This window comes from Thermoanaerobacter uzonensis DSM 18761 (genome assembly GCF_900129115.1).
GTDB lineage: Bacteria > Bacillota > Thermoanaerobacteria > Thermoanaerobacterales > Thermoanaerobacteraceae > Thermoanaerobacter > Thermoanaerobacter uzonensis.
In genome coordinates, this window is the sequence record NZ_FQUR01000010.1 from 87,651 (window position 1) to 112,234 (window position 24,584).

Below are 24,584 nucleotides of genomic sequence, written 5' to 3' on the forward strand. Positions count from 1 at the left end.
TGGATGAAAAAAGTTGAATTATTAGCTCCAGCAGGAGATTACGAGGCTTTAACGAGTGCAGTTAATGCAGGATGCGATGCAGTGTATCTAGGAGGAAAAAATTTTGGTGCAAGAGCTTATGCAACCAATTTTGACTATGATAATTTAAAAGCAGCTTTGGAATTCTGCCATTTAAGAGATGTCAAGGTATATGTTACTGTAAATACCCTTGTAGCCAATAAAGAATTTGAAAAGCTGGTGAACTATTTAGATTTTTTGTATTCTATAGGTGTTGATGCAATTATAGTGCAGGATATGGGAGTATTAAAGTTTTTACGAGAAAATTATCCTGATTTAAAAGTTCATGCCAGTACACAAATGACAGTTCATAATTTGGAAGGAGTACAGGAATTAGCTCAAAAAGGGGTTTCCCGGATTATTTTATCAAGAGAGCTTACGTTAAAAGAAATAAAGGATATAGTTCAAAATTCTAACATTGAAATAGAAGTCTTTGTTCATGGAGCTCTTTGCGTCAGCTATTCCGGGCAGTGCTTTATGAGTAGTATACTAGGAGGAAGAAGCGGAAACAGGGGAAGATGTGCACAACCCTGCCGCTTAAAGTATTCTCTTGTAGATAAAGAGGAAAAAGTTTTAGAAAAGGATTTACACCTTTTGAGTATGGCGGATTTATGTACTATAGAACACATACCAAAACTCATTGAGGCTGGAATCACTTCTTTTAAAATAGAAGGTAGGATGAAAAATGCCGAGTACGTTGCTTCTGTTGTAAAAGCCTACAGAGAAGCTATTGATAGCTTTTATGAAGGGAGGACTTTTGATTCAGGTAAAGCTATAGAAGAGATGTCTCGAATTTTTAATAGAGGATTTTCTACTGGCTATCTTTTTGGAGTTAAACCCTCTAAAATGAGTTATATTTCCCCTAAAAACACGGGAGTTGCTGCCGCAGAAGTGATAAGTGTAACTTCAAAAACTTCAAAACTGAGGCTTTTAAGGGATATTGCAAAAGGTGATGGAATTTCTGATGAAAAAGGAGAAAAAGGACAAAAAGTTGAAATAATATTTAAAAATGGGAAGAAGGTAGATAGAGCTTATGAAGGAGACATAATAGAACTACCTCTTAAGTTTTATGTAAAAGAAGGAGAAATATTAAATAAAACTTATGATGTATTGTTAAATGACAAGCTGAAAAACTTACCTTCCAGAAAGATTCCTATAAAAATTTATGCGGAGTTAAAAAAGGACAAACCTTTGTATATAAAGATACAGGAAGGAATTCATACAGTAGAAGTTTATAGTGATGAAATAAGCCAGACAGCGGAAAAAGTTTCTATTGAGGAAGATTTTTTGAAGGATAAACTTACTCAAATAAATGACACAGCCTTTTACGTAGAAGAAATAGAAGTAGTAGTTGAAAAAGGCCTTTACATGTCTGTAAAGGGAATAAAAGAAGCGCGAAGAAAAGCAATAGAAATGTTAGAGAAGAGAAAGTTAGACTATTATAAAAGAGAAGAAAAACATACCTTTTTTAATCCGCCTTCTTTCAAGGAGAAAAAGGAAGAAGTAAGTTTAACTTTTTATACTGATAAGCTTGAACATTTGAAGATGGCCAGCCAATTGGGTATAGAATACGTCTATTTCAATTACAAGCTTGATATAAAACTTTTTAAAAAAGGTTTAGAACTGACAAAAGATTCAAAGACAACGGTTATACCTGCTTTCCCTTCTATATTGAGAGAAGAGATAAAAAGAATAGAGCCTCAATTAGAATTTTTACAAGATATAGGAATAACCAAAATTTTGGTTTCAAATTTAGGGCTTTATCATATTGCAAAAAATTATGACTTTGAGATATTTATAGATTATCCTTTGAATATTTTCAACAATTTAGCTGTAGATTACTTTAAACCTTATGCTGCGACTTTATCTTATGAACTTACGCTGGAGCAGATTAAAGATATTGCCAAAAGAAGTGATGTAAAATTTGAAGCTTTAATATACGGCAGACTGCCTCTTATGACAATGGAATATTGTCCAATAAGAAATTTAGTAGGCTGTGACAGAGAAAGGTGTGAAAAAGGTTATTATTTTCTAAAAGACAGAAAAGGAAAATTAATGCCTCTTAAAAGCAATGGTTTTTGCAGGATGCAGATTTTAAATGCAGATGTGCTTTTAATGTTAAGCATAAAGGAGCTTAAACAAGCTGGACTTTCTTTTTTGAGGATACATGACACAATAGAAGAAAGTAAAAAAATAGAGAAAGTTTTAAAAATATATATTGAAGCTTTAAAAGGGAATGAAATTGAAATTTTAGAAGGGGAATATACAAAAGGACATTTTTACAGGGGAGTTTTGTGATGGTAAGAGGAATTAATAGTAGAGCAATAAAAAGTCTTGAATTTGACAGGATAGTGGAGTTTATTGTTGGCTATTGTGATTCGGATTTAGGCAAACAAAAAGCTTCAGATATTGTCATAAAAAAAGACTTAGAGGAAATAGAGAGGGAATTAGATTTACTGAATGAGGCAATTAGCTTTATTTCCTCCTATGGAGGTATTTCTTTTGCTTTTGAGGACATAAGGGATGATATAAAAAAAGCACAAATAGATTCCGTGCTTTATAACCAAGAGCTTTTAAAGATTAAGAAATTTCTTAACTTAGTAAGCAAAATAAAAGGTTATTTCAAAAATCTTCAAGAAAATGATAGATTTGTAAGGTTAAAAGAATACGATAAAAAAGTTTTACCGATAAAAGATTTGGAAAAAAGGATTGAAAATATAATAATTTCAGAAGATGAAATAGCAGATGATGCTTCTCCAATGCTTAAAGCTTTAAGAAGGCAGAAATTGAGCATAAATGAAAAAATAAGGGCGACATTGAATTCAATAATTTCTACACGTCAAAAAGAATTGCAAGAGCCTATTATAACTGTAAGACAGGGAAGATACGTTGTACCTGTAAAACAAGAATATCGCAGCACTTTTAAAGGTATCGTCCACGACCAATCCTCCAGTGGTGCTACTCTTTTTATTGAACCTATGCAAGTGGTTGACTTAAACAACGAATTGAGACAAGTGGAATTAAAAGAGAAGCAGGAGATACAGAGAATACTTTTTGAGCTTTCTCAAGAGGTCAAAAAGTATGCACAGGCTTTATTTAATGACATTGAAATAGTTTCAGAATTAGATTTTATATTTGCTAAGGCTAAATATTCTTTAAAGCTAAAAACTGTAAGGCCAGAGCTAAACACAATGGGATATATTAATTTAAAAAAGGCAAGACATCCTCTCATAAATCAGGAAGTAGTTGTCCCTATAGATATATATATAGGAGACCAATTTAATACTTTAGTCATTACTGGTCCTAATACCGGTGGGAAAACTGTGACTTTAAAAACAGTGGGACTTTTAACTTTAATGGCAATGGCGGGACTTAATATTCCTGCGGAAGAAAGGTCACAGATTTCAATATTTGAGGAAGTTTTTGTGGATATAGGAGATGAGCAGAGTATTGAACAAAGCTTAAGTACTTTTTCTTCCCATATGACGAATATCGTAAGTATACTCCAAAAAGTAAACAAAAATTGCTTTGTTTTGTTAGATGAATTAGGGGCAGGTACAGACCCTATAGAAGGCGCTGCTTTAGCTATGAGTATTCTCGATACCTTGCATAAGATTGGTGCGAAGACAATAGCTACTACCCATTATAGTGAGCTAAAGCAGTATGCCTTAAAAACTCCGGGAGTAGAAAATGCCAGTGTGGAATTTGATGTTGAAACTTTAAAGCCTACCTATAAGCTTATAATAGGCCTTCCTGGCAAAAGTAATGCCTTTGAAATATCTAAAAGATTAGGACTTCCTCAGCAAATAATAGAAAATGCGAGAAAGTATATTTCAGGAGAAGCTTTAAAATTTGAAGACATAATTGCAGACGTCGAAAGTAAAAGAAGAGAATTGGAAAGGGCAAATCAAGAAATAGCTTTTTTAAAGAAAGATGTAGAAATTTTAAAAGAGGAATTAGAAAAAGAAAAGAAGAAATTGCAAAGTGAAAGAGATAAAATATTAAAAGAGGCGAAAGAAAAGGCGAGAAAAATAATACAAGAGGCGAAATTTGCCGCCGAGGAAACAATTAAAAAGATAAAAGAAGCAGAAGAAAGCACACAAAATAAAGACAGGATCATACAAGAGGTAAGAGAAGAATTAAAGAAAAATTTAGAAGAATTAGAAGAAGAAGTTTTAAAGCCTAAAGAGGCTCACCACAGCAGAATCCCTGATAATTTAAAAAAGGGACAGACAGTCTATATAGTGCCTTTAGACCAAAACGGGATTGTACTTTCTCTTCCTGACAAATCGGGAAATGTAGAAGTACAGGCAGGAATTTTAAAGATGACAGTCCATATAAGTAATTTAAGGGTAGTGGAAGAGAAAGAAGAGGAGGATGTAAAAAAAGGCTACAGCAAATTTGTACACGAAAAGTCTCAATCTATAAGCACATTCATAGATGTAAGAGGTAAAAACCTTGACGATGCTTTGTTAGAGGTTGAAAAATACATAGACGATGCTTATTTAGCTGGACTTAAGGAGGTAACAATTATTCATGGACGTGGTACAGGGGTGTTAAGGACGGGGATATCACAATTTTTAAGAAGCAATAAACATGTTAAATCTTTTAGATTAGGTAAATACGGTGAAGGAGGAGACGGTGTTACTATAGTAGAATTAGCTGACAAATAGGGGATGGTAAAATGTATTTGGTAAGTGCTTGCCTTGCAGGAGTTAACTGTAAATACGATGGAGGAAATAATGAAAAAGAAGAAATAAAAAGATTAGTGGAAGAAGGAAAGGCTATTTTAGTTTGTCCTGAGCAATTAGGTGGACTTCCAACTCCGCGTCTACCTTCTGAGATAAATGGGGATAAGGTTTTTAACATTGAAGGAGAAGAGGTTACAGAAAATTTCTATAAAGGAGCCTATGAGACTTTAAAAATTGCTAAAATGTACAAGATAAAGGAGGCAATTTTTAAGGCTAGAAGCCCTTCTTGCGGCTGTGGAGAAATTTACGATGGGACTTTTTCGGGGAATTTGATAGAGGGAGATGGAATTACCACAAGGATTTTAAAGAAAAATGGGATATCTGTTATGACAGAACATGATTTTTATAAAAAAATAAAAAAGGAGTAACCAAAACACCTCCTCTAACATAAAATATAGGGGAGGTGTTTTACTTGAAAAGGAAAAAATGGGGACTGAGGCGGGTTAATTCGTTTTACATATATTTGATTTACATAGCTGTTTTATTTGTGATTTTATACTATTTTACAGAATATCGATTAAAACCGGCTATTATAGCAGTAAGTGAAACTTTAGCAAAAGAAACAGCTGTAAATACTATAAATGATGCTATAAATGAAAAAGTGTTAAAAGGAATAGAGTATAAAGATTTAATTTATGTACGAACAGACAACAATGGAAAAGTGTCAATGCTACAGGCAAATACTGTTGAGATGAACTTGTTAGCTTCTAAGATTATAAAAGAAGTAAAAAAAAACTTAAATAATTTAGGCCCTCTCTATGCTAAAATTCCTTTAGGTTCAGTTTTTTCGACTGATTTATTCGCTAATGCAGGGCCACGGATAAAAATAGGACTTTTGCCAGTTGGAGCGGTAGATGTTGATTTTAGTTCTCAGTTTGAACCGGCTGGAATAAACCAAACAAGGCACAGAATATATTTAGACATTCAAACTACGATACGTATAATTGCACCTTTAGCTTCTGATAAAATAGCTGTTACACTTCACATGCCAATAGCAGAAAGCATAATAGTTGGAGATGTGCCTGCAAGCTATGTGGATGTAAATGGAGACAAATTTACGATTCCTGTGCCTCAATCTCCAAATTCAAATATAGAAATACAAAAATAACTATTGAATTTTTTTGATGATGTGATATAATAAGAAGCGTGTGGTTAGTGGGGGTGTAGCTCAGTTGGGAGAGCACCTGCCTTGCAAGCAGGGGGTCAGGAGTTCGAATCTCCTCATCTCCACCAATTAAAAAGATGAATTACCCGATGAGGGTATTTTTTTTTGCTTTTTGTAGCTTAGCAATTTTTTCTTTAAAATGCAGGATTTTTTTGTTTTTTGTCGAATTATTAAGAAGATGGTGCTCAAAGAGGTGAATTAAATGAATGCCAATGTAGAAGTCACTTATAAAAAACGATTAGATAATATTGTAGAAAAAACAATAGAAGCAATTGAAAGCAGTAAAGAACAAATTTTTGATATTTTAGAAAAAGCAAAAGAAGAAGCTAGAAAATTAGAAACGCAATTAGAAGAACTGAAAATCCAAGTCATAAATGTGATAAAAGAAGTAGAGTTGTGTGAAAGGAAAGAAAAAAAGTGCAGGTTAAAACTCGCATTTGTAAGTAAACAATTTGGGCACCTATCTGAACAAGCTATAAGAGAAGCTTATGAAGAGGCAAAAGAGGCTCAAATAGAGTTGGCGTTAAAAAGGCGGGAAGAAAAAGAATTAATAGAAAAAAGGAACGAACTGGAGAGAAAACTTGTAGATAATAAGGCCATTATCGAAAAAGCTGAAAAACTTGCTTCCCAGATTAGCATAGCTCTCAATTATTTAAACAGTGATTTAAAAGAAATGAATAGTCAATTAGAGCAGTTGAAAGATAGACAGGCTTTGAGTGTAAAAATTATTGAAGCACAAGAAGAAGAGAGAAAAAGAATTGCAAGGGAGATTCACGACGGTCCTGCGCAAGCGATGGCAAATGTGTTATTGAAGTCTGAACTTTGTGAAAAGTTGATAACTAAAGATATTGAACTAGCTAAAATAGAACTCAAAAATCTAAAAGATATTGTACAACAATCTCTAAAAGAAGTGAGGAAAATAATTTATGACTTAAGACCTTCTGCGCTTGATGATTTAGGACTTGTCCCTGCACTTTCCAGATACATAAAAAATTTTTCAGAGGAGACAGGTATATTTGTAGATTTTACTGTTTTGTCAGATTATAAAAGACTTAGTCCCGAGATTGAAATAACTTGCTTTAGGGTAGTGCAAGAGGCCCTTACAAATATAAAAAAGCATTCTAGGGCAAAAAACGCCTCTGTTAAATTTGAGTTTGGCATGCGATTTATCAGCATAATTATCAAGGACGATGGCATTGGATTTGATAAAGAAAATATTGGGCAAGGGTATGGACTGATGGGCATGAGGGAAAGAGTAGAAATTTTAAATGGTAAATTTGAAATAAGCAGTTTTAAAAATAAGGGTGCACAAATTTATATTTCTATACCTGTAAGGGGTGTTGAGGATGATCAAATTGTTGGTGGCTGATGACCATGCTTTGATAAGAAAAGGGTTAGTCCAGCTTATTGAAATGGAAAAAGATATAAAAGTTATTTCTCAAGCTTCAAATGGGGAAGAGGTTTATCAACTTGCAAAGAAATTTATGCCCGATTTAATACTTATGGATGTGAATATGCCTGTGATGAACGGTATTAAGGCAGCAAAAATGTTAAAAGAAGAAAAACATCCAAGCAAAGTATTGTTTTTAACTATTTACAATGACAGAGAGTATCTTTTGGAAGCGCTTAAATTAGGAGTGGAAGGGTACATATTAAAGGATGCGGAATATGACGATTTAATAAAAGCAATAAGGACTATTTACAATGGAGGGGTTTATATTCATCCTTCTTTAATGGAAGAAATAGACAATATAGACCACGAAAACTTAAAAAAAGATCTCACACCAAGAGAAATAGAGATTCTTAAACTTATTTCTAAAGGGTATAGCAATAAAGAAATTGCACAAAAGCTATTTTTAAGCGAGAAAACTGTCAAGAACCATGTTTACAATATTTTTAAAAAACTAGATGTGAAAGACAGAACTCAAGCTGCTATTTACATGCTTAAAAATGAAACGATTTTACAAAATTAATCTTTTACAAGGCTAAATTTGACTTTTATTCAAAAAAAGCGTATCATATTGTTGATGCAGAGTGTCATCCATACAAAAAACCACGGGGGGTAATTTCATTGGAAGAAAAAGATTTAAAGGAAATTGAAAAGCGTTTAGGTTACAAAAATGTAGATGCATGGACAAAAATCTCTGATGAAGAAAAAGAAAAAGTTTATCAGTTTGCAGAAGACTACAAAGACTTTATGACAAAATGTAAGACGGAAAGAGAAACGGCAGAGAAGATTATAGAAATAGCAGAAAAGAATGGCTTTATCGATATTGAAAAAGTTACAAATTTAAAGCCGGGCAGCAAGGTTTATTATAACAACAAAGGAAAGTCAGTAGTTTTAGCTGTAATTGGTAAAGAGTCAATGCAAAAGGGAATAAAAGCGATAGCATCCCATATTGATTCTCCGAGAATTGACCTAAAACCTAATCCAATGTATGAAGATGGTGGCTTGGCTTTATTTAAAACCCATTACTATGGCGGTATTAAAAAATACCAGTGGGTGACAATTCCTTTGGCTCTCCATGGAGTAATTGTCAAAGCAAACGGTGAGAAAATAAACATTGTAGTGGGAGAAGATGAAAATGACCCTGTCCTTTACATAACAGATTTATTGCCCCACTTGGGGAAAGATCAGATGGAGAAAAAAGTAGCAGAAGCGGTTACAGGAGAAGCATTAAATGCTGTAGTTGGAAGCATTCCTCTTTCTGAAGAAGTCAGCGTGAAACCCAATATTTTGAAATATTTAAATGAAAAATATGGCATAGTGGAAGAAGACTTTTTAAGCGCTGAGTTAGAATTAGTGCCTGCCTATAAGCCTCGCGATATAGGTTTTGATAGAAGCATGATTGGTGCTTATGGTCAAGATGACAGGGTTTGCGCTTATACTTCTTTAAGAGCTATTCTTGAGCTTGAAGTGCCAGAGAGAACGGCTGTTGCGATATTCGCTGATAAAGAAGAGATTGGAAGTATGGGCAATACAGGTTTGCAATCAAGATTTTTCGAAAATGCTATTGCAGAGATATTGGAAAAATACGAAGGAAGCACAGATATCAAATTGAGAAGGGTTTTGGCTAATTCTGAACTGCTATCTGCTGATGTAAATGCTGCATTTGATCCTACTTATCCAGAAGTCAGTGAAAAGCAAAACACTGCTTATTTAGGAAAAGGGGTTTGTGTAACCAAATATACTGGTTCAAGAGGAAAGGGAGGATCAAATGATGCAAATGCCGAGTTTGTCGGTAAAGTGAGAAAACTCTTCAATGAAAATGGAGTAATATGGCAAACAGGTGAGTTGGGCAAAGTTGACATGGGAGGCGGCGGTACAGTTGCCCAATACGCTGCGAATTATGGCATGGAAGTTTTAGACTGCGGCGTTGCACTTTTAAGCATGCATGCACCTTATGAGTTATCTTCTAAAGTAGATGTGTATATGGCGTATAAGGCTTATAAAGTATTTATGAAAAAAGATTAAATCCGGGATTTACCCGGATTTAATCTTTTATAAACATTTCTACTACTATTATGCCATTGCCTTCTTTATTTTTTACTATCCCAACTCCAATTTTATTATAGTAGGGATTTAAAATGTTGGCCCTGTGTCCTTCTGAGTTCATCAAGGAATAGTGAGCTTTTATAACATTTGAATTTAAAGCTATATTTTCACCTGCCAAATAATAATTTATTCCAAATTTTTTCATCATGTCGAAAGGTGAGCCGTAGGTTGGAGAAGTATGAGAGAAATAATTATTTTCTTTCATATCTTCTGCTTTTAGTCTGGCAACTTTACAGAGATTTTCATCTACCTGAAGAGGATTTAAGTTGCGGCTTACTCTTTCTCGATTTATTAATTCTACTAAAGTTTTTTCCTCTTGAGAAAGAGAAATATTTGTTGTTTGAGGTGCTACCCCTGTATTTTGCGAGATAGAGCTATCGCTATTAGTGGGATTAAAAGTATTTGAGGGATTTGAAGTTGTCTGTTTAGGTGTGACATTATAAGAAACTGGTTGTTTTATAGTTATTAAGTTCTTTGAATTAGAAAATCTTATTGAATTATTTGCTACAGTATTTTTAGTGAAATATCCATAAGAATAAAAAATTGAAGCACTGGCAGGATTGGAAGAAAAAATTATAGTTATTGCTATTAATACTGTTATTATTGATTTTATTTTCATTTTTATTACCTCCTCAAAATCATATATTCTACAGACAGCTGTAAATTCCTTCAAGTAATTTATGGTGAGATAGGAACATTGTATCAACTTTTGCGTTGTTGGAATATACTGATTTTGAGGTGGTATTAGTGAAATATGGATTGATTGTCTTTTACTCTTATCAGCATGGTTTAATGACAGAAAAAATGTTAAAGAAAAATAATATTCCGGTAGAATTTGTACCAACTCCCAGAAGTATCACGGAAAGTTGCAGCCATTCTCTTAAGTTTGGATTGGAATCTTTGCGAGTAGTACAAAACCTTTTGCAAAGGCTCAACATTCCTTACAAGGGGATATACGAAGTAGAAAGAATTCCTGCAGGATATAAAATAGTTAAAATTGTTTAATATTCGTCGCTTTTTATAAATATATTTTTTATTTTTTGAAAAGTGCTGACATTTTGTAGATTTTCCAGTTTAGCATTTAAAATTATTATTTGATTTTGTAAGTCTTTTATTTGTTTTTTAAGATTTTCATTTTCTCTTATCAAACTATTTACCATTGTATTGTAATTGTCCGCTTTAAGGGCAATTTTCATTTTTTCATCATTTATTTGTTTTAATAGTTCTTGTAAATCGCCTATATTTTTGTTTTTTATTGTAATTTCAATATTCTTTCTGCTTAGTTCTTCTTCTAATCTTGTTTTTTCCTCCTTGATAGTTTCAAGCTTTTTTATTAGGATGTTCAAATACTCCTGAACTTCTTTTATATAGAAAGTGAAATAAGAATCTTTTTCTCCATTTTTGCTGGTTAATGTGTACTGCAAAGAAGGAATTATTTCTCCTTTATCGTTTATAAATAAATAATTGCTTTGAAATTTATCTATCGGGGTTTTTAACTTAAAAAAACTGTATTCAGAAAAAGAAGAAGGAATTTTAAAGGGCTTGCACCAACTATTTCCTCCATCCGAGGAGATGGTGGCAAAGAAGTTGTCGTTTTGAAGGTAAGTGCACCATAAAGTATTTTCTAAAAATGAGATATAGCAATTTTTAATATTTGTTGAATAAGCCAGAGTCATGATACTACCCCAACTGCCTTTTGGCCAGCTTCCAGGGGTTTTCTTTCTATATTTTATTTCTTGAATTATATCTTCTTCTACCCATAAGGTATGTACATTTTTTTGCGGATCTACAGTTATTGTAGGATAGAATATTCCTTCTGCTTCTGAAATTAGAAATTTTGGCGACCAATTATCTTTTACATAGTTAAGGTAGTAAAGTTGACTGTTATTTTTTTCTTTTGTTATATAAATTAAGTGAATATTTTCTTCTTCATCAATGAATAAATCATAAAAAGGGGTGAAAGAGATATTTTTTATAACAGCTATATTATTGCCCTTCCAATTTTTTGACCATTTTTGGTGTATCAAATGGACTTCTCTAGGATTATTAGAATTACTGATTGTGAAAAATATGTGGAGTGTTTTATTTTTTATAAAGAGGCTAAAATTGCTTATATACGTTTTTTTATCTTTATAAGTGTATAAAGATTTTCCTACCCAGCCTTCTTCCTTTTGAATTAAAAAAATTATTTCTCCTTGTGAATTAAAGTATATCAGGTTTAGACTTCCTTTTTCATCGTAACAAGTGTCAAAATCACTTAAACAGTCTTTTACAATGATTTCTTCTGTTGTTTTTCCATTTTCTATAGTGTTCAATATGATTTTTCTATCTTTAAGATAAATATACTGAAAAAAATCCTCATCTTTTTTAGTCACAATCTTGTCCATAAATTTCCCTCCCTTTGCTAAAATATATGCATAATGATTATTGAATAGAATTGACATGTTATTGCAATAATGAAAGAAGGATTTTTGAGGTTAAGTGTAGAAATAAATAAAAAGATAAATCAAGAATCAATAAACTCAAAAAGGAGGAGAAAAATGGATTACGATGTTATAGTTTTAGGTGGAGGGCCGGGTGGCTATACTGCTGCTATTAGACTCAGCGAATTAGGGAAAAAAGTCGCTGTTGTAGAAGAAGATTCATTGGGGGGTACTTGTTTAAACAGAGGTTGCATACCGACGAAAGTCTATTCTCATGCGACAGAGCTTATAAATGCCATAAAAGATGCTAAAGACTTTGGAATAATGGCCCAGTATACAGTGGATATTGTGAAACTTCGTCAGAAAAAAGAAAGAGTAGTAAAAAGACTTGTCGGTGGAGTAGGTTATTTAATGAACTTACACCATGTAGATGTTATAAAAGGGAGAGGTAGGTTTGTTGATGAAAACACTATAGAAGTTGATAAAAGATACACAGCAGAAAATTTTATAATTGCAACAGGTTCAAAGGTGTTTTTACCGCCTATTGAAGGGATTAACTTAGAAGGTGTTATTACAAGTGATAAAGCGTTAGAACTTGAAAGAATTCCTGAAAAAATTGTCATCATAGGGGCGGGAATTATAGGATTGGAATTTGCAAATATTTATTCTGCTTTAGGAAGTAAAGTTGTCATAATTGAAATGCTTCCTCAACTTTTGCCTATGTTAGATAGAGACATAGCAGATACGATGGAAAAAATTTTGAGGCATAAAAAAATTGAATTACATTTAAGCAGTAAAGTAGAAAAGATAGAAGAAGGTTTAAAGGTAGTTTATACCACAGAAGGGAATACTCAGGTAGTGGAATGCGATACTGTTTTAGTCGCTGTAGGAAGAGTTGCCAATGTAAATGGAATTGAAGCTTTAAATCTTGATATGGATAAAAAGGGCATAAAAGTCGACTCCCACATGAAGACAAGCATAAAAAATATATATGCAATTGGAGATGTCACAGGTGGTATACAACTGGCTCATGTGGCTTCTTATCAAGGTATTGTAGCTGCTCACAATATAGCAGGAGAAGAAAAGGAAGCGGATTTAAATGCAGTGCCTAATTGCCTCTATACAAGTCCTGAAATAGCATGGGTAGGTTTGAATGAAGTTCAAGCAAGAGAAAAATTTGGAGATGTAAAAATAGGCACTTTTCCTTATACTGCTTTAGGACGAGCTATGACTATGGGGCAAAACGATGGATTTGTTAAAATAATCGCAGAAGCAAAATACAATAGGGTAGTGGGAATGGAAATAATAGGTGCTGGCGCTACAGAGATAATCCATGAAGGTGTACTTGCTGTAAAAGAAGAATTTACATTAGAAGAGTTGGCAGATGCAATTCACGCTCATCCTACGCTTTCAGAAAGCGTAAAAGAGGCAGCAGAAGACGCATTAGGAATGCCTATAAATAAAGGATAAGTTAAAGGAGAGATTTACTTGAAAAAAGGAGAAGTGTTAAAACTGGGAATTGTACCTTATATGGAGGGAAAAGAGATACAGCTTAAAGCCTTTGAAAGAGTTAAAAAGGGCGAGACGGACGGGATTCTTATATTGCTTCAACATCCACCAGTATATACTATAGGAGTTTCAGGTGGTTTTGACGAAAACATCCTTGTACCTTTAGAGGAACTTAAGAAAAAAGCGGAGCTTTATAAAGTAGAAAGGGGAGGTAAAATAACTTTTCACGGACCAGGACAAATAGTTGCCTATCCTATATTTAATTTGGCAAAGTGGCAAAAAGATGTTCATCTTTTTGTTTATAAATTAGAAGAGACGATTATAAAACTCTTGGAGGAGTATGGTATAAAAGCGGGAAGGAAGCCTAAATACACCGGAGTATGGGTAGGTGATGAAAAGATATGCGCCATAGGTATTGCTGTTAGGCGCTGGATTACTTGGCATGGAATAGCCTTTAATGTAAATACTGACCTTTCATATTTTGGTTTAATAAATGCCTGCGGCATTACTGAGTTTGGAGTTACTTCTATGCAAAAACTTGGAATAAATGAAGACATAGAAAAAGTAAAAGAAAAAATGGTTGATAAATTTAGCGAAGTATTTGGTATACACTTTAATGAAATAACTTTAGATAGATTGGCGGTGATTGATAATGCAAAAGCCTGAATGGCTCAAAGTGAGGCTATTAAACGAAGATTTAAACAGGATGGAAGCTTTTTTAAAAAGTATGTCTTTAAACACAGTTTGTCAAAGTGCCAATTGTCCCAACATGGGGGAATGCTTTGCAAGAAAGACAGCTACTTTTATGATTATGGGAAATATATGTACGCGAAACTGTAGGTTTTGTGCGGTAGAAAAAGGACATCCTCAACCTCTTGATGAGGATGAGCCTCGAAGAATTGCTGAGGCTGCTCAAAAGTTAGGATTAAAGCATGTTGTGGTTACTTGTGTTACAAGGGATGATTTACCGGATGGTGGAGCATCACATTTTGCAAAGACAATCTATGAACTTAAAAAATTTCCAGGAGTTACAGTTGAGGTACTTGTATCTGATTTTATGGGTAAAGAAGAGTCTATTGCTCAAGTAGTAGAAGCCAAGCCAGATATAATAAATCACAATGTAGAAACAGTACCGAGACTTTATCCAATGGTAAGGCCAAAAGCAGATTATTTAAGGTCTTTAAACCTTTTAAAAAAGTCAAAAGAATTAAACCCTTATATTATTACCAAGTCAGGAATTATGGTGGGGCTTGGGGAAACAGAAGAAGAGGTTATACAAGTTATGAAAGACTTAAGAAGTGTTGATTGTGACATGATGACTATAGGACAGTATTTGAGACCTTCAGCAAAACATATAGAAGTAGCAGAATATGTTACTCCACAGCAGTTTAAGAGATATGAAGAGATAGGATATGAATTAGGTTTTAAATACGTAGCTTCTGGTCCCTTGGTCAGAAGTTCTTATCATGCTGATGAGGGGTTGAAGGTGACAAAGAGTTAATTCAACTTTTTGAAATTTTTTGATATTATATGAATTTATGATATAATAAAATCGATACATAAGGAGAGGAGATGTTAACTGTGCCTGAGTTTGGAACTCCTTTTTCAGGACTCACTGAAAAAAGAAAAGTAACCCATGAAGAGTTGGTACGGGCTATACGCTTTATGGTGGCGGCAGAGTATGAGGCAATTCAACTTTATACTCAGTTGGCAGAAGCTACTGATAATGAATTAGCAAAAGCAGTTTTAATGGACATAGCAGATGAGGAAAAAGTGCATGCGGGAGAGTTTTTGAGGCTTTTGAAAGAATTAGCTCCTGATGAGGAGAAATTTTACGAAGAAGGGGCAAAAGAAGTAGAAGAAATGATTGGAAAGATTAAATAAAAGAAGGAGTTTGTGCTTATAGATAGTTGAAATAAGTACCTTATCGAGGTACTTATCAGACTGTAGACAAACTTTCGTAAAGGAGATATTTTGCATAAGGAGCGACTTGTGACAAAGCGGTAACAAAACTTAGCAAGACCGAGGGTAGAGGCAGGGCCGAAGCCAAGGATGGCGGAGGCGGGCACCTTAAGGCATGGATGCCGATTGTGCCCGGTACCCTGCCGGAGCCCGAAGGCCGAGCTTTAGTTTTGTCGCTTTGGAACATCGGAGCGACGATGCAAAATATCTTCTTTGAATATTTTTAACTTTGTCAACAAACTGATAAGTACCTTATCGAGGTACTTATTTTTTTAATTTTCTGTAACAATCTAATATATTAAAACGTATATTGTAGATAGATAAGATAGTTTAAGTTAATAAAAGCTGTAAACTGTAAAGGGGGAAATAATATGGCTTTTTCTAAAAAGATGATAGGGCAGCAAGAGATAGTGCCAGGCCCTGTACAGCCAGGGCAACTTCCTGAACCTACAGAAATAGCTTGCATTGAAGTGACTAAGATATATGATGCTTGTTCGCAAAGATTATGCCTTGATAATATACCTCCGATTACGTTTGTACCAACAAATCTAACTTTAACTCCTTCTTTTGGAGGATGTGAAAATATAAAAGTGACTTTAGTAACACCCCCGGGTTTTGTAATAACGCCACTTCCGGATAGACCGGGATTTGCTAGGGTAGAAGCAACTTTTCAAGTGACTTATGATATTGTGATTAACTATCCGGACGGAACCACACAAACATTACCAGGAAATATTACTACTTTCAACAAAGATATTGTACTTTATGTGCCAGACCCAAATGTAGCGATAATGAAATACGAGGCGTTAGCAGAGTGCTTGTACGGAAAGGTTAATCTAGGAGCTACTACCACTGTAGAAGTGATAATTGGGGTATGGATTGTGATAAAATCCGCAGTAGATGTGCAATTATTAGTTCCTTCTTATGGATTCTGTCCTACTCCAGCAGCTTGTGAAGAATTTACAACAGATGTATGTGACATTTTTTACAAAAAGCCTTTCCCATCTTTTGATCCACCACAAATGTATCAAAATCCTTATTAAAAGCCAGCAAATTAGCTGGCTTTTTACATAGGAATTGACTCTTTGCAAATTTTGTGGCAAAGTTAATATATAGGGAATTAAATTAGTAAAGGGTGTGTTGTAAGTGGGCGATAATTTGAGAAATGATATTTTAATGAGATTAAAGACGATAAAAGGGCACATAGCAGGGATAGAAAAAATGGTAGAAGAGTCAAAAAGTTGTGAGGAAATTTTATTGCAGATAGCAGCTGTAAAAGCTTCTTTAGAAAAAGTGGGTATGTCTATAATACAAGAGCATGCTAAGGAGTGTATATTAGCAAATGAGGATGGAAAGGCTACCTATGAAGAAGTACAGCGAATTATTAATTTGTTAATCAAGTTTGCAAAATAGATAAAAGGGATGATGTCTATGGAAGTATACCTTGACAACAGTGCTACTACACGAGTTAGGAAAGAAGTTATAGAAAAAATGGTAGAGGTTTTAGAAAAGGAATATGGAAATCCTTCTTCGTTACATTTAAAAGGGTATCAGGCTGAAAAATTGATGAAGGAAGCAAGAGAAAATGTTGCTAAACTTATTAACGGAGATACTGAGGGGATTGTTTTTACTTCTGGCGGTACGGAATCAAACAATCTCGCTTTAATTGGAGTTGCTGAAAGTTTAAGAAAAAAAGGCAATCACATAATATCTTCCACTATTGAACACCCCTCTGTACTTAATGTTTTAAAATATTTAGAGGAAAATGGCTTTGAAGTGACCTATTTAGATGTGGATAAAACAGGAAAAGTAGATATAGAAAATTTAAAGAGGACTATAACTGACAAAACGATTCTTGTTTCAATTATGGCTGTTAACAATGAAATAGGTACGATTGAGCCAATACAGGAAATAGGGGAAGTAGCAAAGGAAAGAGATATAATTTTTCATGTGGATGCTATACAGGCAGTGGGAAAAATAAATGTAGATGTAAAAAAGCAAAATTTAGATATGGTTTCTTTAAGTAGTCACAAGATACACGGACCTAAGGGCGTAGGAGCCTTATATATTGATAAATCAGTCAAAATTAGGCCAATAATTTTTGGAGGAGGACAGGAAAAAAATTTAAGGTCCGGAACGGAGAATATGCCTGGAATTGCGGGGTTTGGTGTAGCCAGCAAACTTGCACAAGGAAATTTTCATGAAAACGCAAGTAAGTTGATGACCTTAAAAAAGCGCCTTTATGAAGGAATATTTTCGGAAATAAAAGATGTCCATTTAAATGGACCAAAGATTGAAGAGGGAGCTCCTCATATACTTAATATTTCTTTTGCTGGAATTAGAGGAGAGGTGCTTTTGCACGCTCTTGAAGAAAAGGGTATATATGTTTCTACAGGTTCAGCTTGTTCTTCTAAAAAGAAAGGACAAAGTCATGTTTTAAAAGCGATAGGTCTTAAAGAGGACCTTATTGAAAGCGCTATAAGATTTTCTTTTGGAATTTTTAATACCGAAGAAGAAATTGACTATACTATATCAGTGTTAAAAGAAAAAGTGAATTTTTTGAGAAAATACAAACGGAGGTAAAATATGCAAGACATATTATTGATTAAATATGGAGAATTAGCTTTAAAAGGAGATAATAGGTCTTTTTTTGAAAATAAACTTATAAAAAATATAAAACATGCTCTTTCTGACTTTAAGGAAGTTAATGTTGAAAAAACTCATGGCAGAATTTATGTAGAATGTGATGGAGATATTGAAGAGGTAATAGAAAGATTAAAAAAAGTCTTTGGTATTGTAGGAATAACGAAAGCAAAAAGAACTGATTTAAAATTGGAGGATATATATCAAGCTGCGATAGAATTAATGAAAGAGCACTCAGGAAAAACTTTTAAAGTAGAAACTAAAAGACCTAATAAATCTTTTCCTTATAACAGCATGGAGATTAGTCGTAAAGTAGGAGCAGCTGTATTAAAAAATGTGAAAAACTTAAAAGTAGATGTCCATAATCCTGATGTGCTTTTAAATGTAGAGATAAGAGAAATGGGATTTGTGTACGCAGGAGTGATTGAAGGAATAGGAGGGCTCCCTCTTGGGACGAATGGCAAAGCCACTGTACTTTTGTCGGGAGGAATTGATAGCCCTGTAGCTTCTTGGATGATGATGAAAAGAGGAGTAGAGATAGAAGCGGTTTATTTTCACAGTCCTCCTTATACCTCTGAAAGAGCTAAAGACAAGGTTATAGATTTGTGCAAAGTCCTTTCTCAGTATGGACAAAAGATAAAATTACATATAGTGCATTTTACTGAGTTGCAATTAGAAATTTATGAGAAATGTCCACCAAGATTTACTACTATAATTATGAGAAGGATGATGATGAAGATAGCAGAAAAAATTGCTCAAAAGAATGGTTCTATGGCTCTAATTACTGGTGAAAGTTTAGGACAAGTTGCGAGTCAAACGATTGAAAGTTTATATGTAACCAATGCTTCTGTCTCTATGCCAATATTTAGGCCTCTCATTGGGATGGATAAGACAGAGATTATAGATTTAGCTCAAAAGATTGGTACTTTTGAGATCTCTATAAGACCCTATGAAGATTGTTGCACTATTTTTGTGCCAAAACATCCTGCTACAAAACCTAAGTTAGACAAAGTAATTGAAGTAGAACAAAAAATGGAATATCAAAAATACATTGATGAATTTGAAGAAGAGGTTATAGAAGTTTAAATCAAGCAACTTTGCTTGGTTTCAGACACTTGAGTGCCGGGAAACTTAGCAAGACCGAGGGTGGAGGCAGGGCCGAAGCCATGGATGCCACCTGATGCTGACGTATAAAAATCGCCATAAAAGGCGATTTTTATACGTTAAATCTGAAGACTACTATATCCCCATCCTGCATCACATAATCTTTTCCTTCCAGTCTCATAAGTCCCATTTCTCTTGCTGCTGCCTGTGAACCAGCTTTTACTAAATCTTCATAAGAGATCACTTCTGCCCTTATAAATCCTTTTTCAAAATCTGAATGAATTTTTCCTGCTGCTTGAGGTGCTTTTGTGCCTTTTTTTATTGTCCAAGCGTGGACTTCTTTTGGTCCAGCGGTGAAAAAGGTTATAAGTCCAAGGAGAGAGTAACCATGCCTTATTATGTTGTTAAGGCCAGGTTCGGCAAGGCCGTACTCTCTCAAAAGTTCATTTCTTTCTTCATCACTTAAAGAAGCTAATTCTTCTTCAATTTTTGCACTTATAACCAAAACTTGAGAATTTTCTTTTTCAGCATATTCTTTTAGCTGCTTAACATATTGATTGTCTTCTTCTGAAATTAAATCTTCTTCTGAAATGTTTGCTACATACATGACAGGTTTATAGGTAAGCAACATAAGTTGACTTACAAAACTTTTTTCTTCTTCAGTAAATTGAAGAGCCCTTACAGGTTTCCCTTCATCTAATCCTTTTTTTATTTTTTCAAGTATTTCCAATTCGAAGGCTGCTTTTTTATCATTTCGCGCAAGTTTTGATGTTTTTTGAAGACGCCTTTCAATAACTTCCATGTCAGCAAGTATAAGCTCTAAAGTTATTATTTCAACATCTCTTATAGGATCGATACTTCCTTCTACATGGACAATATTGCTATCTTCAAAACATCTTACTACGTTTAATATAGCGTCAACTTCCCTAATATGAGAAAGAAATTTATTTCCTAAACCCTCACCTTTGCTCGCTCCTTTTACAAGGCCTGCTATGTCAACAAATTTTATAGTTGCGGGTATAACTTTTTGTGGATTTTCAATTTTTGCTAGAAAATCCAGCCTTTCATCTGGTACAGCTACAATTCCGACATTTGGTTCAATAGTGCAAAAAGGATAGTTTGCACATTCTGCACCCGCTTTTGTAATTGCGTTAAACAAAGTACTTTTACCGACGTTAGGTAGTCCAACAATTCCTATTTCCATTTTATCTTCCCTCCAATAGTTTTACATATGCATTATATATTACTTAAAAAATTTTTTCAAATGTTTTTCATAAATATTCCATAATTTAGCATAATACTTTTTGATAAAAGTGCAAAAATATATTTTGAGGAGGTGCATAGCTTTGAAAAAAATAAAAAGTATAATTACAATAATGCTTATTGGGATAATGATAATGGTTTCAATGGCAGGATGCAAAACTGCGACTAAAAAGCCTGCTCCTGCTCGTTATACACCGACGCCTACAAGGACTACTCCTGCGCCTTCTAAGACAGCACCAGGTTATACAACGCCTGCACCTAGGACACCAACAATGCCAGCTCCAACTCCTGTAAGAAAACCGACAACAGAAAGTGTAAGAGCAAGCAAAATAGCTTCAAATGTTGCTAAAATACCAGAAGTAAACAAGGCTACAGTAGTAGTATCTGGAAGTACAGCCCTTGTAGGTGTGGATATGAAAGCAAGAGTACAGGGAACGCATGAAACTGATGTAAAAAAGAAAATAGAAAAAACTGTAAAAAATACTGATAAATCTATAACAAGGGTCTATGTAACTTCGGATCCAGATTTGTACAAAAGAATAGATAACATTGCCAGAGGAATCTCTGCGGGAAGACCAGTTTCTGAATTTGCGAAACAAATTTCAGAAATTATAAAACGCATTACACCTGGTATGTAACAAAAACCTGGGGTTTTTCCCCGGGTTTATGTATTATTGACTTTGTGTTACAATTATCATATAATCAAAAAATAATTGGATTATTTTAGAAGGAGTTGATGACATGGAATTAATTAGGAAACAAGTAAACAATGGAATAGATTTGCACATAGATACTACAGACAAATTTAAAACAGTGACAATTAATCTTTATATCCACAACCAATTAGGAGAAGAGGCTACAAAATATGCTTTGTTTCCTGCTGTTTTAAAAAGGGGTACTTCTAATATTAAAACCTACAAAGAAATTGTGAAGTTTTTAGAAAACTTATATGGTACTACCATGGCTGTTTCTGTGTATAAAAAAGGAGAAAGGCACCTTCAACAATATAGATTGGAATTACCTCAAGAAGAGTACATAAAAGAGAATATTTTAGAAGAGGGAGTAAAATTTTTAAAAGAGTTAGTTTTCAACCCTCTTACAGAAGGAAATGCTTTTAATAAAGATTATGTACTTCAAGAAAAAGAGATTCACAAAAATTTAATAGATTCAAGAATAAACGATAAAACCAAATATGCGGTAGACCGTTGTTATGAAGAGATGTGTAAAGGGGAGCCTTTTGCTATATTCGAATTAGGCAAGAGTGAGGATTTAGAGGTTATTGATGAAACAAATCTTTACCATTATTATCAAAATTGTATTAATACTTTACCGATGGATATATATGTAGTGGGAAGCGTGGACCCTAAATATGTAGAGGAGGTTTTTAGAAAATATTTTTCTTTTCAAAGAGGACAAATATTAAATATTCCTTCTCCAAATGTATATAAAGAAGTAAAGGAAGTAAAATATGTGACGGAAAATTTAGAAGTAACACAAGGAAAGCTTACTCTTGGATTTAGAACTAATATACCGTCTAACAGCGAGGAATATTTTCCTCTTTTGGTATACAGTGGCGTGTTAGGAGGGGGACCCTTTTCTAAACTTTTTATGAATGTAAGGGAAAGAGCAAGCCTTGCTTATTATGCTTATTCAAGGCTTGAGAGATTTAAAGGTTTAATGGTGGTAAGTTGCGGCATAGAGATAGAAAATTACAACAAAGCTCTTGATATAATACTCAAACAGTTAAAAGAAATTGAAGAAGGCAATATCTCAGATTATGAATTAGATTCCACAATAAAAGCTTTAAAGACCTCTTTAAATGCAATGAAAGACAATGCTACTTCTAAATCTGACTACTATTTATCACAAAAAATTGCAGGAGGAGATTTAAATATAGAAGAATTTATTAAAAAAGTAGAGAAAGTGACAAAAGAGGACGTAGTGGAAGTTGCTAAAAAGGTTAAATTAGATACGGTGTATTTTATGACCGGCAAAAAGGAGGAATAATTATGCAGCAGTTGTACAATGAGAGAATAAATGAAAAAATGCTTTTACAAGAATTGGATAATGGCCTAAAAGTGTATATAATGCCGAAAAGAGGTTATACAAAACAGTTTGCAATATTTGCTACCCATTTTGGTTCTAATGACAGTAAATTTATCGCTCCAGGGGATACTGATATAACTGAGGTACCTGATGGAGTTGCACATTTTTTGGAACACAAAATGTTCGAAGAGGAAGAAGGTAGTATTTTTGAGCAGTTTTCAAAATTAGGGGCTTCAGCTAACGCTTATACTAATTTTACTACAACTGCTTATTTATTTGCGTGTACTGAAAACTTCTATGAAAATCTGAAACTTTTGATAAAGTTTGTACAAAATCCTTATTTTACAGATGAAAATGTGGAAAAAGAAAAGGGAATAATAGCTCAAGAAATAAGGATGTATCAAGATGACCCCAATTGGAGAGTTTATTTTAACGCATTAGAGGCCCTTTATCATGTACATCCAGTCAGAAAGGACATAGCTGGCACGATTGAATCAATTTCTCAAATAAATAAAGAAATTTTATATAAGTGTTATTACACATTTTATCATCCTGAAAATATGGTATTTTTTGCGGTAGGAGACATTGATATAGATAAAACTCTTGACGTTATAAAAGAAAATGTGAGACAGGATAAAAAACAGGGAGAAATAGAAAGGATATATCCTAAAGAGCCTTCAAGCGTTTATAAAAAAGAAGTGGTACAAGATATGCAAGTATCCATTCCTCTTTTTAATCTAGGTTTTAAAGATACAGATGTGGGTTTTGGGGGAAAGAAATTATTAAAGAAAAATTTAGAGATACAAATAGGGCTGGAAATGGTATTAGGCAGAAGCTCTGACTTGTATGAAAGGCTTTACAATGAAGGCCTTATTGACAGCACTTTTAGCTTTGATTACGGCGGAGAGATAGATTACGGTTATTCTATAATAGGAGGTCAATCTAAAGATCCTTTTAAAGTGAGAGATATCATTTTAAATGCAATAAATAATCTACAATTTTTAAAGGAAGAAGATTTTGAGAGAATAAAGAAAAAGTATATAGGAAAATTTTTAAGAACCTTTAATTCAGTCGATAGTATAGCTTACAGTTTTATAAACTTTTATATGAAAGAAATAAATTTACTGGATTATTTAGATGTGCTTTATAGTATAAGCTTTGAAGATGTTAGGGGAAGATTTCAAAATCATCTGAGAGAAGAGAATAGCGTACTTTCTATTGTGAATCCTCTTAAAAAATAAAAGTCAGGCGCAAAGCCTGTTTCAGACTGTAGACAAACTTTCGTAAAGGAGATATTTTGCATAAGGAGCGACTTGTTACAAAGCGGTAACAAAACTTAGCAAGACCGAAGGTGGAGGCAGGGCCGAAGCCATGGATGGCGGAGGCGGGCACCTTAAGGCATGGAGGCCGATTGTGCCCGGTACCCTGCCGGAGCCCGAAGGTCGAGATTTAGTTTTGTCGCTTTGGAACATCGGAACGACGATGCAAAATATCTCCTTTGAATATTTTTTTAACTTTGTCAACAAACTACAGGCGCAAAGCCTGTTTTTTTATTTTTTTATAAAAATTTAGCAGGATTTTTTAAATTTATATAGAATAACATATTAAGTGGTGTAATGTGGTGGTAAGTGGGAGAATGTGAAATGAAAGTTTGGTGTTTTGTATGTTGATGGGCCAATACGAACACACAATTGATGCAAAGGGAAGAGTCATAATTCCCGCAAAATTCAGAGAAGAACTAGGGGAAAGGTTTGTATTGACTAAAGGTTTGGACAATTGTTTATTTGTATATTCCTTGGAGGAGTGGAAAAATATTGAGGCCAAACTTAAAACTTTGCCACTTACCAAAAAAGACGCAAGAGCATTTACGAGATTTTTCTTAGCTGGAGCTGTGGAATGTGAAATTGATAAACAGGGAAGAATACTTATACCTGCTAATTTAAGAGAGCATGCCAAAATAGAAAAAGATGTTATATTTATTGGAGTTTCTACAAGGGTTGAGATTTGGAGTAAAGAGGTTTGGGAAGAGTATTCTAATAATACAGATGTTTCTTTTGAAGAGATTGCTGAGCATCTTGACGACTTAAATATATAGGTGTGATAAA

Annotated in this window: 24 protein-coding genes and 1 tRNA gene; 22 read left to right on the forward strand and 3 right to left on the reverse strand. The window is 33.8% G+C overall.

Going from position 1 to position 24,584, the window contains the following annotated elements; translation table 11 throughout:
- Positions 1-3: 3 nt before the first annotated feature.
- From BUB32_RS06225 to BUB32_RS06260, 8 genes are all read left to right on the forward strand, one after another.
- Positions 4-2,355 carry a U32 family peptidase gene (locus tag BUB32_RS06225; protein WP_072968385.1) on the forward strand — a complete coding sequence of 784 codons (2,352 nt, stop codon included), beginning with the start codon at positions 4-6 and terminating at the stop codon, positions 2,353-2,355.
- Positions 2,355-4,730, forward strand: coding sequence for an endonuclease MutS2 (locus tag BUB32_RS06230; protein ID WP_072968387.1), 2,376 nt, complete (start codon positions 2,355-2,357; stop codon positions 4,728-4,730). Before BUB32_RS06225 ends, BUB32_RS06230 begins: the two co-directional genes overlap by 1 nt.
- An 11-nt stretch (positions 4,731-4,741) precedes the next feature.
- Positions 4,742-5,176, forward strand: a complete 435-nt coding sequence (locus BUB32_RS06235; RefSeq protein ID WP_072968389.1) for a 2-thiouracil desulfurase family protein — start codon at positions 4,742-4,744, stop codon at positions 5,174-5,176.
- Positions 5,177-5,220: 44 nt separating this feature from the next.
- Positions 5,221-5,916, forward strand: a complete 696-nt coding sequence (gene yunB / locus BUB32_RS06240; protein ID WP_072968391.1) for a sporulation protein YunB — start codon at positions 5,221-5,223, stop codon at positions 5,914-5,916.
- A 49-nt stretch (positions 5,917-5,965) separates the two neighbouring features.
- A tRNA-Ala gene (locus tag BUB32_RS06245) sits at positions 5,966-6,041 on the forward strand.
- A gap of 134 nt (positions 6,042-6,175) precedes the next feature.
- A complete protein-coding gene (locus tag BUB32_RS06250; RefSeq protein WP_072968394.1) occupies positions 6,176-7,342 on the forward strand; it encodes a sensor histidine kinase in 1,167 nt (388 codons plus the stop codon).
- Complete coding sequence (locus BUB32_RS06255) at positions 7,320-7,946, forward strand: response regulator (RefSeq protein WP_072968396.1); 627 nt, start codon at positions 7,320-7,322, stop codon at positions 7,944-7,946. Before BUB32_RS06250 ends, BUB32_RS06255 begins: the two co-directional genes overlap by 23 nt.
- 98 nt (positions 7,947-8,044) lie before the next feature.
- Positions 8,045-9,448, forward strand: a complete 1,404-nt coding sequence (locus tag BUB32_RS06260) for an aminopeptidase (RefSeq protein ID WP_072968398.1) — start codon at positions 8,045-8,047, stop codon at positions 9,446-9,448.
- A 19-nt stretch (positions 9,449-9,467) separates the two neighbouring features.
- Here BUB32_RS06260 and BUB32_RS06265 read toward each other — a convergent pair whose 3' ends face one another.
- Entirely contained in the window at positions 9,468-10,148 is a 681-nt protein-coding gene (locus BUB32_RS06265) for a CAP domain-containing protein (protein ID WP_072968399.1), read from the reverse strand.
- Positions 10,149-10,276: 128 nt separating this feature from the next.
- Between BUB32_RS06265 and BUB32_RS06270 the strand changes: the two genes are divergently transcribed.
- Complete coding sequence (locus BUB32_RS06270; protein WP_042833346.1) at positions 10,277-10,534, forward strand: putative Se/S carrier protein; 258 nt, start codon at positions 10,277-10,279, stop codon at positions 10,532-10,534.
- On the opposite strand, the gene BUB32_RS06275 is transcribed toward BUB32_RS06270, so the two are convergent.
- Positions 10,531-11,916, reverse strand: coding sequence for a hypothetical protein (locus BUB32_RS06275; protein ID WP_072968401.1), 1,386 nt, complete (start codon positions 11,914-11,916; stop codon positions 10,531-10,533). The two genes, BUB32_RS06270 and BUB32_RS06275, sit on opposite strands and share 4 nt — an antisense overlap.
- A 153-nt stretch (positions 11,917-12,069) precedes the next feature.
- On the opposite strand from BUB32_RS06275, the gene lpdA reads away from it, so the two are divergent.
- From lpdA to thiI, 8 genes are all read left to right on the forward strand, one after another.
- Positions 12,070-13,422 carry a dihydrolipoyl dehydrogenase gene (gene lpdA, locus BUB32_RS06280; protein WP_072968403.1) on the forward strand — a complete coding sequence of 451 codons (1,353 nt, stop codon included), beginning with the start codon at positions 12,070-12,072 and terminating at the stop codon, positions 13,420-13,422.
- An 18-nt stretch (positions 13,423-13,440) separates the two neighbouring features.
- The gene (gene lipB / locus BUB32_RS06285) at positions 13,441-14,127 is read left to right on the forward strand and encodes a lipoyl(octanoyl) transferase LipB (protein ID WP_072968405.1); all 687 of its coding nucleotides are present in this window, start codon (positions 13,441-13,443) and stop codon (positions 14,125-14,127) included.
- Positions 14,114-14,962 (forward strand): lipoyl synthase, encoded by an 849-nt coding sequence (lipA, locus tag BUB32_RS06290; protein WP_072968408.1) that lies wholly within the window; start codon positions 14,114-14,116, stop codon positions 14,960-14,962. Before lipB ends, lipA begins: the two co-directional genes overlap by 14 nt.
- Before the next feature lie 71 nt (positions 14,963-15,033).
- Positions 15,034-15,345, forward strand: coding sequence for a ferritin family protein (locus BUB32_RS06295; protein ID WP_200773859.1), 312 nt, complete (start codon positions 15,034-15,036; stop codon positions 15,343-15,345).
- 449 nt (positions 15,346-15,794) lie between these two features.
- Positions 15,795-16,466, forward strand: a complete 672-nt coding sequence (locus tag BUB32_RS06300) for a hypothetical protein (protein WP_072968412.1) — start codon at positions 15,795-15,797, stop codon at positions 16,464-16,466.
- 103 nt (positions 16,467-16,569) lie between these two features.
- Positions 16,570-16,836 (forward strand): metal-sensitive transcriptional regulator, encoded by a 267-nt coding sequence (locus BUB32_RS06305; protein ID WP_042833339.1) that lies wholly within the window; start codon positions 16,570-16,572, stop codon positions 16,834-16,836.
- An 18-nt stretch (positions 16,837-16,854) separates the two neighbouring features.
- Positions 16,855-18,006: a cysteine desulfurase family protein gene (locus BUB32_RS06310; protein ID WP_072968414.1), complete on the forward strand. Its 1,152-nt coding sequence runs from the start codon at positions 16,855-16,857 to the stop codon at positions 18,004-18,006.
- A gap of 3 nt (positions 18,007-18,009) precedes the next feature.
- On the forward strand, positions 18,010-19,152 hold the full coding sequence (gene thiI / locus BUB32_RS06315) for a tRNA uracil 4-sulfurtransferase ThiI (RefSeq protein WP_072968416.1): 1,143 nt from the start codon (positions 18,010-18,012) through the stop codon (positions 19,150-19,152).
- 130 nt (positions 19,153-19,282) lie between these two features.
- Here the strand turns inward: thiI and ychF are convergent, their stop codons facing one another.
- Positions 19,283-20,374, reverse strand: a complete 1,092-nt coding sequence (gene ychF, locus BUB32_RS06320; protein ID WP_072968418.1) for a redox-regulated ATPase YchF — start codon at positions 20,372-20,374, stop codon at positions 19,283-19,285.
- A gap of 142 nt (positions 20,375-20,516) precedes the next feature.
- On the opposite strand from ychF, the gene BUB32_RS06325 reads away from it, so the two are divergent.
- From BUB32_RS06325 to mraZ, 5 genes are all read left to right on the forward strand, one after another.
- On the forward strand, positions 20,517-21,071 hold the full coding sequence (locus BUB32_RS06325; protein WP_072968420.1) for a YhcN/YlaJ family sporulation lipoprotein: 555 nt from the start codon (positions 20,517-20,519) through the stop codon (positions 21,069-21,071).
- A gap of 103 nt (positions 21,072-21,174) precedes the next feature.
- Complete coding sequence (gene yfmF, locus BUB32_RS06330; protein ID WP_072968423.1) at positions 21,175-22,440, forward strand: EF-P 5-aminopentanol modification-associated protein YfmF; 1,266 nt, start codon at positions 21,175-21,177, stop codon at positions 22,438-22,440.
- Positions 22,441-22,442: 2 nt separating this feature from the next.
- Positions 22,443-23,720, forward strand: coding sequence for an EF-P 5-aminopentanol modification-associated protein YfmH (gene yfmH / locus BUB32_RS06335; protein ID WP_072968425.1), 1,278 nt, complete (start codon positions 22,443-22,445; stop codon positions 23,718-23,720).
- A gap of 130 nt (positions 23,721-23,850) precedes the next feature.
- Positions 23,851-24,051, forward strand: a complete 201-nt coding sequence (locus BUB32_RS06340) for a hypothetical protein (RefSeq protein ID WP_072968427.1) — start codon at positions 23,851-23,853, stop codon at positions 24,049-24,051.
- 91 nt (positions 24,052-24,142) lie between these two features.
- On the forward strand, positions 24,143-24,574 hold the full coding sequence (gene mraZ, locus BUB32_RS06345; RefSeq protein WP_072968429.1) for a division/cell wall cluster transcriptional repressor MraZ: 432 nt from the start codon (positions 24,143-24,145) through the stop codon (positions 24,572-24,574).
- The last annotated feature ends 10 nt before the right edge of the window (positions 24,575-24,584 follow it).